Below are 14578 nucleotides of genomic sequence, written 5' to 3'. Positions count from 1 at the left end.
TAAATAAAAAGGAAAACTAGATAGGTACTAGTTTTCCTTTTTATTTTTGACACTAATTATATGTTCTTATGAATAGTTTGTATCCTGTGAATAAAAGGGTACAGCCTAAAGCGAATGTTAATATTACTCCAGTTGAAAGATTAATAGAAGGATTAAAAACTAAAGTCGCTGTTTCGCCAGTTAGAACACTGTGAATATTCACGTAAGTAAATGGATTGTAAGGAGAAGAGAAACTCTTCATTCCAATAAAAGCTATAATACCTACAAAAGACGTTGTAATACTTAGGCTTTTTAGTAAAAGTGATGAAATATAGTAAAAAGAATATAGAAAAAATGTGAGTACAACAGTTAGTAATAATACTTGTCCGAAGTAATTTTTCAAAGTGATAAAGTGAAATTGATCTTTAATGGGATTTAAACTATTATACTCATTGCCAAATGGATTAGGCTCTGAACCTTCGTATACAAGGACTGGATAATCAAAACTTCCTATTCCTTTCGTGAAATAGCTACATAACAAGGGAAGGAGTAGCATTAGTAAAACGAAAACAATTGTAGAAAGGAATCCACTAAAATACTTCGTTAGAAATAATGATTTTCGCTTAATAGGCAAAGTATAGTAAAAGTGTAAACCACGCTTCTTATTATTCATTTCAGAAGAGATATTGTTTCCGAAAATAAAGCATCCCAATAAAATGAGTATTGGTATATAGTAGTACTGGATTATTTGATATAAAAATAAAGAACCAGTTGTACCATAACGCATAGTACTCTTTTCCCATTGTTCTAAGGAACTACCTGTAAATTGATCGTAAATTGTAAATAGGAAGGGGGTATGAATGGTATTTTGAATGAATGGTTCAGCTTTAATTTTTTTCAGTAATACTAATTCTTCCAACGTTGCTCGTGCTGTAAATAAGGAAATATATTGTTTCTCAATGACGAGAGGGAAAGAGTTAGTGCCTTTTGTGCTCTTGAATATAAATTGTAATTCACTTATATTTTCTTCATATATTTCTTGCCAATTACCTTGAGAATAGTTCGTAATCCATTTGTTCTTCTTTGAAAGAGATTGCTGAGATGCTTGAATAGCTAATTTACTTTCTGTGATTTTTTCAACATCGCCATTCTGTTCAGCTTCAATCTTTTGCAATTCTAGTTCTTTTAAAATCTGTTGCGAAATGTTAACGCTATATTGTGCAAATGATAAATTTCCACGCTGGATATCTTTCGCGACAGAATAATTTAAGAAATATAAACTACTAACGAAAAGAATAGAAGTGAATACTGCAATCCAGGTTGTTTTTTTCTTGAAAGATTTTTTGAATTCAAATTGGAAGAGTTGTTTCATATTAAACACCACGCTTTCGATTCATACATATGGCACATAGTAAGAGAAAAAATGTACTTCCAATTAACACCGCTGCACCTAATGGATAATATTCATTATTATCTAAAATGACGCGATCTATTTGTTGATAGGAAAGGGGAGATAGAAACGGATTAAAGCCGATTTTTGATAAAATGAAACCACTGCTCAAAATAAAAGTGAGAATTAAATATGTAACAAGAGTATTTCTTGTCCAAAATCCAATGAGCACTAATAAGGAAATAGCTACAGTGGAATAACATAGACTGTAAGTGAGAGCTGTTTTTAAGTATGTACCTGAACTAATAATAGTTTCTGTTTTTGTGAAAAGCGGGTAATTTAAAATATTACCGGTAGATTTTCCGAATATTATTGGTAGTATATAAGACAGTGAAAATACTAGTGAAACCCATAGGAGACTAACAACAAGTAAACTGAAAAATTTTATTAAAATATAGTGAGTACGAGAAATAGGTAAAGTATAGGCTAACTTAATCGTATGGTCTTCAAATTCTTTCGTAATGACTGTGCCTAGTAAGAGTAGTAAAATAAGAAATCCTGGGGCATTGAGTAGTAGTGAAATTACTTTTTTTATAAATAGAGATGGTTGAATGGAAAGGTCAAGGTCTTCTTTTGGCAAACCTTGTTGTAATAAGTTTTCATTCAGTTGAATTGCTTTTTTCATATCTTTTTCGCTGGCTGAGAAACTTCCTTCTACTTGTTGAAAGCGCATAGCTAAGTCATACACTGTCATTTCAGTCTGTAATTCATTTTTCCACTTGTTATCTTTTACTTCTTGTATAAGTTGATTTAAATTTTTAAATAGCGGAAGTCCAATCTCTAATCGAGATTCAATTTTTGCGTTAGGTCCTTTTTTTAATGTATCTTGATCTCCTGTAACTTGATTAGAAATTTCTGTTTCATATTTAGAAAATAATTCAATTTTTTTCATTTGGACTATATCTTGTTTAAGCGCATTATGCAGAAATAACCCGCAGATGATTAGCATAGTAGCAATGATTAAAGTAAAGAGAATGTTAGAGTAGAGCATTTTTTTTAGCTCGAATAGAAATATTTTCATGTCGTATCACCACATACATGAAATACTTCTTCATATCTTTTTTCAGAACCGATAACTTCTTTTTGAATATCAATAATATTAATGTTATGAGAATAAAATAGATTAATAAGGTCTTGGATGGTGTGGTGTTCTAATGGGATGCGAAGGCCTGTCTTAGTTAACGCTGCTTGTATGTTTTCTTTTGATAAAATGTGTTGAGCATGTTTTAAATTTGAAAATAAGAAGTGATAATAAATCTTTTCGTACTTTGTCATATCCTCTTCTATTAATTTGCCGTCTTTTAAAAAAAGAATCTTCTTTGTAACACGGTCAATTTCTGATAAATTATGAGAAGAAAGAATGATTGTTGTACTTTCTTCTACTAAGCGTAATAAAATATTCCTCATCAGTATCGCACTAGTTGGATCCAAACCATTTAGAGGTTCATCAAGGAACATAAGCTTTGGTTTGTTTAAGATTGCCATCGCTAAGAGAAGGTGCTGTTTCATACCTAAGGAGTAATCTTTAATTTTCCTCTTCGCATAATTTTCCATTCCTACATATTTTACAACTTCATTCATGCGTTCTTTTGAAATTTTTTGCACATCACAAATGAATGCAAGATGGTCGTAGCCGTTTAAATAGTCATATAGTACAGAATTGTCCTGTAAAAAAGAAACGTCTGTAAACACAGAAACATCTTTGTTAGATTTCCCGATCAATTCAATATTTCCAGATGTAGCTGGCAAAAGGTTGGTAACTACATTTAAAAAAGTAGTTTTACCAACACCGTTAGGACCAACTAAAGCCCAAATTCCTGGGGAGTTGATGGTGAGGTTAATGCCATCTAATATTTTTTTATGTTTGTAACTTTTTGATAAATTATTGATAGATAGAATAGTCAACTTGAATTCCTCCTTTTTAATAAATTGGTATAAAATGTAATTATGTAATTAATTATAACTGAAAATTCAGTTTTATAAAGAGGTATAGATATAAATTTAAGCTTTTTGTAAATCGCATTTTTAAATCTATTATATGAATAATTTAGAAATGAGACTGTGAAGAAAAGGAAAAAGAGCACTTGTTGGAGAATTTTTACAATGTGTGGATTAGAGAAAAAGGAGTTATGCAAAATGAATTTAGAAAAAGCAAAACCAGTAAATGAAGAAGTCGCTGAATTAAAGGAACTAATTAAAGAATTGCACGGAAGTGTACATCAACTGCAAAGTGAAGTGCAGCAACTAAGGCACGAAAGACCGGTCGTTGAAGTGCGAAAAGGTGTTCAATTATCACCAACAATCGTTGGACAAATTGGCGGTATGATATTAGGTGGATTAGCAATTATTGGTATATTTTGGTGATGAAAAAAAGGTTTGCAGCATAGTGCTGCAAACCTTTTGTATTTGACGATATAATTTCATGCAATACAACTTTTACATTAAATAACGTAAATATATGTAAGCATGTGATAACAATAGTGCAATAACTGTTAACGGTAAGCCAATTTTTAAGAAGTCCATATAAGAGAAAGCATGTCCTTCACGTTTTGCAATACCAGCAACGACTACGTTTGCGGATGCTCCGATTAATGTTCCGTTTCCTCCTAAGCAAGCTCCAAGTGATAACGCCCACCATAGTACTTCGATTTGCGGAGAGTCGACAGATAATCCGAGTCCTGTAGCTAAGTCTTGAATAAGCGGGATCATCGTTGCGACAAAGGGGATATTGTCAATTGTCGCAGATGCGATGCCTGATACCCATAAAATAAGTATCGCAGCGAAACCGATATCGCCATTTGTTACGTCGAGTACTTCTTTTGCGAGTGAAGAAATAAGTCCGATATCAATTAACCCGCCAACGAGAACGAATAGTCCGGCGAAGAAGAAAATGGTTACCCATTCAACGTGGGCAAATACATCTTCAATATCATGTTCTTTTACTCCAATTAGCATAAGAAGTGTAGCGCCTGTCATCGCGACAACGGCAGCATCTATATGAATAACAGAATGAAGGATAAAGCCTAAAATAGTTAGTCCCAAAATCGTGATCGATTTTAAAAGGAGGCTTTGATCTTTAATATAATCTTTTTCGTTTAATACCATAAGTTTTTCGATTTGCTCAGGTGTTGTTTTTAGTTTGTTGCGATACATAAAGTAAATAATGCCAAGTGTAACGATAGAAATAATAATTACAATTGGAGCTAAGTTCAGTAAAAAGGCATTAAAATCTAAATGTTTATTTGCTGATCCAATCATAATGTTCGGTGGGTCACCAATTAATGTTGCTGTTCCGCCTATATTTGAAAATAGCACTTCTGAAATCAAATAAGGAACAGGGTTTACTTTTAAAATACGTGTAATGGATAGTGTAACAGGTACGATTAATAAAACAGTTGTTACGTTGTCCAAAAAGGCAGAACCGACAGCAGTTAATAGGGATAGTAATAATAAAATGCGGATTGGTTTTCCGCCAGCTGCTTTTGCCGCTTTAATGGCCACAAATTCAAATACGCCTGATTGACTCGTAATATGTACGAGAATCATCATCCCAATTAAAAGGGTGATCGTTTCCCATTGAATATGTGATGTGAAAGCGGTATGTAAATCTACAACTCCAAAAATAATCATAATAGCAGCGCCGAATAGTGCAATTACAGCACGATTCAATTTCTCAGAAATAATAAATCCGTACGTGATTAAAAATACGGCAATTGCAAAATAATATTGCCAATTTGCTACTTCATGTGCTGATTGTTCCAATCATGTCACCTTCTTTAAAGTATGTATTCAATTGTTGAAATGTATCTCGCTGCATAAATACGGGATAAAATATATTGTAGCAAATTCAAAAAAGAAAGAAAACTATTTAACAAAGTGAAGGAAAAAATATGATTTTTACATATCATATAAAAAATATGAAAAACATAGTGCAAATTATTAGGAAAAGTGGGCGCTGTCCTCTAATATAGAGATAGCAATTTACATTATTTTTGCGTAAAATGGTTTAAAGAGGTGAATTCCGATGGAAATAGTAAAAGATAGTTCTCTTATTCAAAATGAAATTGAACGTTTTGTAAATAAAGATGTATATATTCATTTAGAAACAACGAACGGAGCGTATGCGTCACACTTTAATGAAAAGATGATGACAGTTGGAGCATTCATTCGAAATGCAATTATTCGCTTTGAGCGCGGGAAGATTACTGGAACGAATCCATACCGAGTTGGTTTGAAAATGGATCATGGTTGGGTATATGCAGAAGGTATTACGCACTGGGAAGTAGACGATAAAGAGCGTTTATTACTTGCAGGGCATGATAATCAAGGTCGCTTAGCAGTTGCACTTGAGTTAAGCTTAACACCATTTAAGTAAGAAGGAGGGAAACTTATGGAGAGACATGTACTTGTTGTATTTCCGCATCCAGATGACGAAGCATTTGCGGCGGGAGGAACAATTCGCTTATTAACAGATCAAGGAGTACCTGTAACGTATGCATGTGGTACTTTAGGGCAAATGGGACGTAACATGGGGAAAAACGTATTTGCTAACCGTGAAACGATTCCAAATATCCGTGAAAAAGAATTAAAAGATGCATGTGAAGCGATGGGAATTCAAGATTTAAGAATGCTTGGTTTCCATGATAAAACGTTAGAATTTGAAGATGTTGATTTCGTTGCAGATAAAATTGAGGCAATCATTCAAGAAGTAAATCCATCTCGAATTATTACATTTTATCCAGAGCACGGCGTACATCCAGATCATGATGCATTTGGCCGCGCTGTAGTTCGCGCTGTATCACGTATGCAAAAAGAAGAGCGTCCAGTCATTCATGCCGTTGCGATTACGAGAAATCGCGAAGCTGTATTAGGTGAGCCGGATGTTGTAAATAATATTAGTGAAGTATTCGAGCATAAATTAGCTGCACTAGGTGCGCATCGTTCACAAACAGAAGCGATGTTAGAAGAAACACACGCAAAAATCAAAAACAAAGATGCAGCAACATTAAAATGGCTGCAACTTGAACAATTTTGGACTTATAAATGGGAGTAGGCTAGAAGGGAACCTTCTAGTAGCTCTTACATAGAAAAAGCATCGTCATTTGTGACGGTGCTTTTTTATTGAATCATTTTTATTCTTCTCTATTTGCGAGCAGATTTCACTTTACCTCGTACTCCATTCTTTTACGAATTCATCATGATATGCTTCGCTCCAATGGTATGGTTGTAACTCTTTTAACGGTTTGAAAATAATATCTTGTTTAGAATTTGTAATAGCGCATAGTACTTCTGGTCCCCAATAAAATAAACGTTCTTGGCATACACCACAAGGCGATAATACTTTTAACTCAGAATGCTCATTTTCCCTTGCAAGACAAATCGAATGTGTAACTTTCTTAAGAAACTTATGTGCTTCTAAAATTGCACCTGTTTCCATACAAAGTTCTGTTGAAGCGTTTATTACGTCAGGGGCCACACTTGTATAAATGGATCCATCTTCTACACGAATTGCTGCAGCTCCGCCCCAACCATGTGGGTATCTTTGGTCAATTAACCTTTTCACTGCATCATATAATTGTTGTTCAATGCTCAATTGTAGTCCTCATTTCTGCTTAAATTTTGATTCAATGACAGTTATTTTTTTAGTTACACGGCTAAAAAAGAATAGACACTCAATTTCAAACTATAAATGCAAGAATTATTTTTCATCTGCATACTTTTCCTCTAAGGCAATTAATAGAGGAATTGATATAGTTACAAGAATGATTAAAGTGGTTATAAAAGATTTAGAAAGAGAAAAAGAACCTTCGATTAAAGGTGATAAAAACTTGAATGAAAGTATACTTGTTATTAAGGAAACTACTAAAAAGCTAAAAAGAGACACATTTTTATTTTTGATAGATGTTTCTATAAAATTTTTAAGACAGCTTATGACGACAAATATAGTTAATATAATAAGAGAAATAAAATAATGTGTTACATTTGTCATACTAATAGTAGGATCGTCTATTATGTAAGCAAGTAACTTAGATACTAACATGCCTCCAAACAATAAAATAATAAAAGCGAGTAATCCTTCAGATATATAAATACTGAAATTATCTTTCTTGTTAAAGAGTTTATAATTCAGAGTAGATTGGCTTATTTGAATTAGGAATAGGGTAATAATCCACACATAATATACAATTGGTAATTCTCCTGAGAATAGAGCAATTAGGAAATTTATTACTGTCCTTAAAATTTCAATCATTACAAAAATCCTCCTGTTTGTAAGCTTTGCGAAATTAGAAATATGCTAGTCTATCGTTTAATAATTAGAACTATAGATTCAAACTATTTCTAATTATTCCACAAAAAGGTGGTTGCTTCAAGTTATCCTTTTAACAAATTCTTCAAGGCTCCACACTAGAAAAAGAAATGTAATATGTAATATAATTGAAAAAGTATATTTAAAAAATCAATGTTAATATTACCCTCCTATAAGTATTAACATACGTAATTGAGGTGTTTTCTTTGTTGTTTTATGATCGAATTTCTATAATGGCCCCTCCTGTTCCGTAGCTTAGGAAAGTCTTTTTATTTCTGAGATTTTCAAAGTTATAGGAGGGTATGAAAAATGAAAAAAGTCTCAGTACCATCACTTTTGTTAATGATTATTCTTGTTGCATTTCCGCAAATTAGTGAAACGATTTACACACCGTCTTTACCTGATATTTCAAAGGCGCTACACGTAAGTAATAATGAGGTACAGTTAACTCTTAGTGTGTATTTTGCTGGATTTGCTTTAGGTGTATTTTTTATTGGTTGGTTATCGGATATAATTGGCCGTCGCCCGGCGATGTTATTTGGAATTGTTGTATATGGCGCTGGAAGTTTCTTATGCTTTATTGCAAATTCCATTGAAGTTTTATTGCTAAGTCGTTTTATTCAAGCGTTTGGAGCAAGTGCTGGCTCTGTTGTGACACAAACGATTCTTCGTGAAAGTGTAGAAGGGCATAAGAGGCATGTTATGTTTGCTCAAATTTCGGCAGTCATTGCTTTTACACCAGCGATAGGACCGTTAATTGGTGGCTTTCTTGATCAAATGTTTGGATTTAAAATCGTATTTTTAAGTTTAGTAATTATGAGTTTCGGAATTTTTCTGTATACGTTTGTTTCTCTTCCGGAAACAAAAACGGACTCAGTAACGAATAAAATAAATGTGTTTTCAGTCTTGAAGAGGTTAATTACAAATCCGAAAGTAGTAACATATGGGTTATTAATTGGAGGAGCGAATGGTGTTTTATTTAGCTACTATGCAGAAGCGCCGTTTATCTTTATTGAATACTTTCAGTTATCGCCTAGTATGTATGGATTTTTAGGAATTGTTGTTGCTTCCGCTTCTATTATTGGAGCAAAAGTTTCAAAACGATTGCTTGCCACAAATAAACCAGAGAAGATTATATATATCGGTTGTCTTGTAATGACAGGAGGAGCTATCCTTTTATCAGTTATTACGTTTGTTGGAACAAATCCTAATATAATATATATGATTGTATTTTTAGTAGCGATGTTTATATTGCTATTAGGAATTGGGATAGCGTTACCTAATTGCTTAAGTTTAGCATTAGTAGATTTTCAAGATGTCATTGGTACAGCAGGAGCTTTGTTTAGCTTAGGGTACTATGTAATTGTAACGATGACAATTTGGGGAATGAGTCAGCTGCACACGGGCTCGTTACTCGTGATGCCACTTTATTTTCTAGCTATAGTAGTTATCATGATGGTGTTTACTAAAGTGTTTATTTTAGAGAAACAAACTTCAAAAATGATTTAAATATGAAATAGTAAAAGAGTCTCATTTTTTTAATGAGACTCTTTTATATTTTATGAAAATGATTAGTGGATATACGAACAAAAATTAAAGGTATTGTTGGTAGATTTAAGTGTAATTATATTTTTCTTAAAGTAGGGGATGGAGATAGAGAATTTTTAGTTGTGATAACGCGATAAATAAGAGATACAGAAGTTAGTGACTTTGTAGTTTACTAATATATTAAATTTATACGTGATGTGTTAATTGTATGTGTAAGCAATTATAGTACAAACTATAATTAGTGAAGTACATGCAGTATGAAGCCGAGGAAGAAATACTCTCCTCGGTTATTTATACTGTAATAATATTCATGCAGGAATCATATTGAATAGATGTATTTTATTGTTAATTTAGTTAAAAATTAATCAGACTTATGTATAATAATTTATTGAAAAAATAATTGAACTTTTCAGATAAATGAATTAATATAAGGTAAGTAATTTTAAGATTTATAGAATATTGGAAGATGAAAGGTTTTGAGAATTTTGTAAGAGGCAAAAAACGATTTTAGGATAGCTTTAAAGTTAGCCTAAAATGATGTTTGCTTCATCATTTTCAGGGCCGAAAGGAATTAGGGGAAAGAATCTTGTTTTAAAATGCGGCTATGAATCATCTAAGAGGGGGAAGTGAAGTGGCAAACAAAGAATTGAAAAGAGGCTTAGAAGCACGTCATATTCAAATGATTGCTTTAGGCGGAACGATTGGTGTTGGTTTGTTTATGGGGTCAGCCAGCACGATTAAATGGACAGGTCCGTCAGTAATGCTTGCGTATGCAATTGCGGGTATTTTTATCTTCTTCATTATGCGTGCGATGGGCGAAATGTTGTATATGGAGCCGAGTACAGGTTCATTTGCGACGTTCGGCCATAAGTATATTCATCCGTTAGCTGGTTATATGACAGCGTGGAGTAACTGGTTCCAGTGGGTTATCGTTGGGATGTCAGAAATCATTGCGGTCGGAGCATATATGAAATATTGGTTCCCGGACTTACCAGCTTGGATACCAGGTGTAATCGCAATGGTTATTCTTGGAGCAGCTAATTTAATTTCTGTTAAGTCATTTGGTGAATTTGAATTTTGGTTTGCGATGATTAAAATCGTTACAATTCTATTAATGATTATTGCGGGGTTTGGACTTATTTTCTTTGGAATTGGTAACGGCGGAGAAGCGATTGGTATATCTAACCTTTGGGCAAATGGTGGGTTCTTTACAGGTGGTTTTTCAGGGTTCTTCTTTGCATTATCACTTGTAGTTGGTGCATACCAAGGGGTGGAATTAATCGGTATTACTGCTGGTGAGGCGAAGGATCCGAAGAAGACACTTACAAGAGCGATTCAAAGTACAATTTGGCGTATTTTAATATTCTATATTGGTGCTATTTTCGTTATTGTAACTGTGTATCCGTGGGATCAATTAAGTACAATTGGTAGTCCATTCGTAGCAACTTTTGCGAAGGTTGGTATTACGGCAGCAGCTGGACTTATTAACTTCGTCGTTATTACAGCGGCAATGTCTGGTTGTAATAGTGGTATTTATAGTGCGGGTCGTATGCTGTATACGTTAGGTGTAAATGGACAAGCGCCGAAATATTTCACGAAACTTTCTGGAAATGGTGTACCATTATTCGGTACAGTTGGTGTAATTATCGGTTTAGCGGTTGGTGTTGTATTAAGTTATATCGCACCGAAAAACTTATTCGTATATGTATATAGTGCGAGTGTACTTCCTGGTATGGTACCATGGTTCGTCATTTTAATAAGTCAAATTAATTTTAGAAAAGCAAAAGGGGCAGAGATGAAAGATCATCCGTTCAAAATGCCATTTGCTCCTGTTACAAACTATTTGACGATTGCCTTTTTAATTATGGTATTAATCGGAATGTGGTTTAACGATGATACGCGTATTTCACTAGTTGTAGGTATTGTTTTCTTAGCTATCGTAACAATTAGTTTCTACGCTTTCGGAATAGGGAAACGACCTCCGTTAGATATTCAAAATGATCAAGAGATTTCAAGTAAATAAAGATAAGTAAAAAGTCCGATTCCTCATTTGGAAATCGGACTTTTTGTTATTAAAACTTTTCTAAAACGATTTTCCCAATTGTACTTCCGCTTTCAAGCAGTGCATGTGCTTTCTTTACATTTTCAGCGTTAATTGGTGATAATGTTTCATTTAATGTAGTCTTTAAAATACCTTCATCTAGTAGTTCGCTTACTTTATTTAATAGTTCGTGCTGCGTAATCATATCGCCAGTTTCATACATTGCTTTTGTGAACATAAACTCCCAAACGAATGTAGCACTTTTGCTTTTTAAAACGCCCATCTCAAGAGGGTGCTCATTTTCTACGATAGAGCAGATTTTTCCTTGTGGTTTAATGAGGTCACATATTGCTTGCCAATGTTGATCTGTATTGTTTAAGCAGAAAATATAATCTACGTCTTTTAGTCCAAACTCTAATATTTGATCTTGTAAAGGTTGGTGGTGGTTAATGATATAGTCGGCACCGAATTTTTCAACCCAATGTATCGTTTCATGGCGGGATGCAGTTGTGATTACATTCAGTCCAGCCCATTTTGCAAGTTGAATGGCAATCGAGCCAACACCACCAGCACCGCCAATAATTAAAATGTTTTTGAATGTATTCTCATCTCTTTTATTATAATCAATACCTAAACGTTCAAATAAACCTTCCCAAGCCGTGATAGCCGTTAAAGGAAGTGCTGCAACTTCAGCATCATTTAACGTTTTAGGTTTCTTACCAACGATTCTTTCATCAACTAGGTGGTATTCACTATATGTACCTTGTCTCGTAATGCTTCCAGCGTAAAATACTTCGTCGCCTTCTTTAAATAACGTACAACCTTCGCCCGTTTGTACGACTACACCACTAGCATCCCAGCCGAGTATTTTCGCTACATCTTCTTTTTTATCTTTCGGAGAGCGAACTTTTGTATCAACCGGGTTAACGGAAATAGCGTTAATTTTAACGAGTATATCTCTTCCTGTAGCAACAGGTCTTTCAACTTCAATATCAATTAAACTGTTTTCTTCTTCAATAGGTAAGTATTCATGTAAACCAATTGCTTTCATTTGTATTCCCTCCATTAAAGTAAGAGTGTTTCTCTTTTATTATAGTAGGTAAAGTGTCATTATGTAAAAAAGTTGAGTCTTTTCCATTTTGAAAAATACCTGTTTCTGTCTCATTTAGAACTTTGTAACTGGAGAGGGTCAGCCATCGTTTTGATTTTATAAGCAGAAAGATATATTTATTTTTGTAGTGTACCTTGCAATGAACAATACTAAGTGTTATGTTATACCTGTAGTTACTTATTATAAAACAGTACTGAATAATAAACAGTAGTTGATGTTAATTAGAATAGGGTGAATGAATATTGAATGTACAATTTAAAAAAGGAGTTTTAGAACTTTGTGTTCTGGTCTTACTTGATAAGCAAGACCGTTATGGATATGAATTAGTTCGAAGTATATCCAATCAAATTGAAATATCAGAAGGATCTGTTTATCCTCTTCTTCGAAGGCTAACTAAGGAAGAATATTTTACAACGTATTTACAGGAGTCTTCAGAAGGGCCTTCAAGAAAGTACTATACACTGACGGATAAAGGTAGAACGTATTTGTATCAACTTTTGGAGGAATGGAATGAGTTTTCACAAGGTGTCAATCAATTAATTAAAGAAGGTGTACGTAATGACGAAAGATAAATTTTTACAACAATTAAATGTATCTCTAAAAAGGTTATCTGATAAAGAGCGTGCAGATATTTTAAAAGATTATGAAGAACATTTTACTTTCGGATTAGAGGAAGGGAAAAGCGAAGAAGAAATTGCAGCTTCATTAGGTTCTCCAGCTCAAATTGCCAAAGAGTTATTAGCAGATTATCATATTGAGAAAGTAACAACAAGTGCGACAACAGGAAATGTTTTCCGGGCAATTTGGGCAGTAATTGGATTAGGTTTTTTCAATTTGTTAATCGTGCTTGCACCTGCAATTACATTAGCGGCATTGATTTTTTCAGGATGGGTTCTAGGTATCTCATTTTTAGGTGCACCATTACTTGTTTTAGTTGATACTATCATACATCCAAATACATTCTTACTATTTAATCTTTTTATTTCTTTAGCACTTTGTGGACTTGGATATTTCATTGTTATTGCTATGTTATTTTTAACGAAGCTAGCAAAGAATGGATTTGTTCGTTATTTAAAGTTCAATATAGCATTAGTAAAAGGTGGTTTGAAGCATGATAAATAAAAAGAGTCTTTCAATCATTGCAGGTATTATTTTCATTATTGGTATTATCGGAAGTTTATTCACTTATCGTTCAATTGCTGCAGTACCAATTTCAGAAGAAAAGGTCATTAATAATAATAATGTGTCAAGCGTCATTATCGATACGAATAACGTTCGTGTTAACATCAATTCTACAACAGATAGTAACGTGAAAGTAAAATTAGATGGCGAGGTCAATCCAAACGTAAAAAGAACATTAGCTACGGATGAGGAAGATTCAACGCTTCTCATTTCTTACAAAGAAAAACAACAGAGCTGGTTCAACTTTAATATTTCTGAAGTATTGGCGCCATTAACATTAAATGTGTATCTACCCGAAAAACAATATGATTCATTAAAAGTTTCCAATAATAATGGCTACGTTGCTGCTAAGAAACTAAACGTAACCCATTTTAATATCAATACAAGCAATGGACGTGTTGAATTAAGAGAAATCAATTCGCCAAAAATTATCGCAGAAACAAACAATGGAATTATGGATTTCAAAGATGTATTGGCACAAAATATTCATGTGAAATCGAACAATGGACGAATAATGCTAGACCATGTTGAAGGTGAAATAGAGGGGCAAACTAAAAATGGAAGTCTTACTCTGAAAACGAATGAATTGGATCGAAATCTCAATTTTACGACTCACAATGGAAAAATTAATATTGCAACTGAAAAAGAACCAACTAATGTTCAATTTAATGTTGGTGTTGACAATGGTAGAGCGAATATTCTTGATAAATATAATGGAAATACGGTTATTGGAAAAGGAGAAAATGTAATTAAATTAAACACACATAACGGAAATATTACAGTGGAAAAACAATAGCATATTACCTTTTATAATCTCAGTTCGCCGCACATAAAGAGCAATAATAAATAAAAAAAAGAACCGACTCCTTTCTCAACATATAGGTAGTCGGTTCTTTTATATGTAACATTCGTTTAAGTGTGTATCCTTTTCATATTTGAAAATACAAACAGTTGATTTCT

Annotated in this window: 15 protein-coding genes; 8 read left to right on the top strand and 7 right to left on the bottom strand. The window is 33.4% G+C overall.

Annotated elements, in window-relative coordinates; all coding sequences use genetic code 11:
• Positions 1-52: 52 nt before the first annotated feature.
• From MR113_RS13560 to MR113_RS13550, 3 genes are all read right to left on the bottom strand, one after another.
• Positions 53-1351, bottom strand: a complete 1299-nt coding sequence (locus tag MR113_RS13560) for an ABC transporter permease subunit (protein ID WP_242254798.1) — start codon at positions 1349-1351, stop codon at positions 53-55.
• Position 1352: 1 nt separating this feature from the next.
• Positions 1353-2321, bottom strand: coding sequence for an ABC transporter permease (locus tag MR113_RS13555; protein WP_242254796.1), 969 nt, complete (start codon positions 2319-2321; stop codon positions 1353-1355).
• Positions 2322-2446: 125 nt separating this feature from the next.
• Complete coding sequence (locus MR113_RS13550; RefSeq protein ID WP_242254794.1) at positions 2447-3334, bottom strand: ABC transporter ATP-binding protein; 888 nt, start codon at positions 3332-3334, stop codon at positions 2447-2449.
• A gap of 231 nt (positions 3335-3565) precedes the next feature.
• Between MR113_RS13550 and MR113_RS13545 the strand changes: the two genes are divergently transcribed.
• Positions 3566-3793, top strand: a complete 228-nt coding sequence (locus tag MR113_RS13545) for a coiled-coil domain-containing protein (protein WP_001047304.1) — start codon at positions 3566-3568, stop codon at positions 3791-3793.
• Positions 3794-3865: 72 nt separating this feature from the next.
• Here the strand turns inward: MR113_RS13545 and MR113_RS13540 are convergent, their stop codons facing one another.
• Complete coding sequence (locus tag MR113_RS13540) at positions 3866-5191, bottom strand: ArsB/NhaD family transporter (RefSeq protein ID WP_242254792.1); 1326 nt, start codon at positions 5189-5191, stop codon at positions 3866-3868.
• 262 nt (positions 5192-5453) lie between these two features.
• Here MR113_RS13540 and MR113_RS13535 point away from each other — a divergent pair, with 262 nt between their 5' ends.
• A complete protein-coding gene (locus MR113_RS13535) occupies positions 5454-5804 on the top strand; it encodes a YojF family protein (protein ID WP_000407039.1) in 351 nt (116 codons plus the stop codon).
• Between the two features lie 15 nt (positions 5805-5819).
• The gene (bshB2, locus tag MR113_RS13530; protein ID WP_000439468.1) at positions 5820-6482 is read left to right on the top strand and encodes a bacillithiol biosynthesis deacetylase BshB2; all 663 of its coding nucleotides are present in this window, start codon (positions 5820-5822) and stop codon (positions 6480-6482) included.
• Between the two features lie 111 nt (positions 6483-6593).
• On the opposite strand, the gene MR113_RS13525 is transcribed toward bshB2, so the two are convergent.
• Together MR113_RS13525 and MR113_RS13520 are read right to left on the bottom strand one after the other, a co-directional pair.
• Positions 6594-7022 (bottom strand): cytidine deaminase, encoded by a 429-nt coding sequence (locus tag MR113_RS13525; protein ID WP_242254790.1) that lies wholly within the window; start codon positions 7020-7022, stop codon positions 6594-6596.
• Positions 7023-7127: 105 nt separating this feature from the next.
• Entirely contained in the window at positions 7128-7679 is a 552-nt protein-coding gene (locus MR113_RS13520) for a DUF5823 family protein (protein ID WP_242254787.1), read from the bottom strand.
• 366 nt (positions 7680-8045) lie between these two features.
• Here MR113_RS13520 and MR113_RS13515 point away from each other — a divergent pair, with 366 nt between their 5' ends.
• On the top strand, positions 8046-9245 hold the full coding sequence (locus tag MR113_RS13515; RefSeq protein WP_242254785.1) for a multidrug effflux MFS transporter: 1200 nt from the start codon (positions 8046-8048) through the stop codon (positions 9243-9245).
• A 670-nt stretch (positions 9246-9915) separates the two neighbouring features.
• Positions 9916-11307, top strand: coding sequence for an amino acid permease (locus MR113_RS13510; protein WP_242254783.1), 1392 nt, complete (start codon positions 9916-9918; stop codon positions 11305-11307).
• Between the two features lie 49 nt (positions 11308-11356).
• On the opposite strand, the gene MR113_RS13505 is transcribed toward MR113_RS13510, so the two are convergent.
• Positions 11357-12376 (bottom strand): zinc-binding alcohol dehydrogenase family protein, encoded by a 1020-nt coding sequence (locus MR113_RS13505; protein WP_242254781.1) that lies wholly within the window; start codon positions 12374-12376, stop codon positions 11357-11359.
• Positions 12377-12678: 302 nt separating this feature from the next.
• Between MR113_RS13505 and MR113_RS13500 the strand changes: the two genes are divergently transcribed.
• From MR113_RS13500 to MR113_RS13490, 3 genes are read left to right on the top strand one after another with little or no spacing between them, the layout of a single operon-like run.
• Positions 12679-13008: a PadR family transcriptional regulator gene (locus tag MR113_RS13500; protein WP_073515771.1), complete on the top strand. Its 330-nt coding sequence runs from the start codon at positions 12679-12681 to the stop codon at positions 13006-13008.
• Complete coding sequence (locus tag MR113_RS13495; protein WP_132136568.1) at positions 12995-13558, top strand: HAAS signaling domain-containing protein; 564 nt, start codon at positions 12995-12997, stop codon at positions 13556-13558. The genes MR113_RS13500 and MR113_RS13495 overlap by 14 nt, the downstream gene beginning before the upstream one ends.
• Entirely contained in the window at positions 13548-14414 is an 867-nt protein-coding gene (locus MR113_RS13490) for a DUF4097 family beta strand repeat-containing protein (RefSeq protein ID WP_242254779.1), read from the top strand. The genes MR113_RS13495 and MR113_RS13490 overlap by 11 nt, the downstream gene beginning before the upstream one ends.
• The last annotated feature ends 164 nt before the right edge of the window (positions 14415-14578 follow it).

Origin of the sequence: Bacillus cereus group sp. BfR-BA-01379 (assembly GCF_022663605.1) — a bacterium.
GTDB classification, from domain to species: Bacteria; Bacillota; Bacilli; order Bacillales; family Bacillaceae_G; genus Bacillus_A; species Bacillus_A mobilis.
The sequence above is the reverse complement of the archived record's forward strand: the minus strand, read 5'-3'. Positions and strand labels throughout refer to the sequence as shown.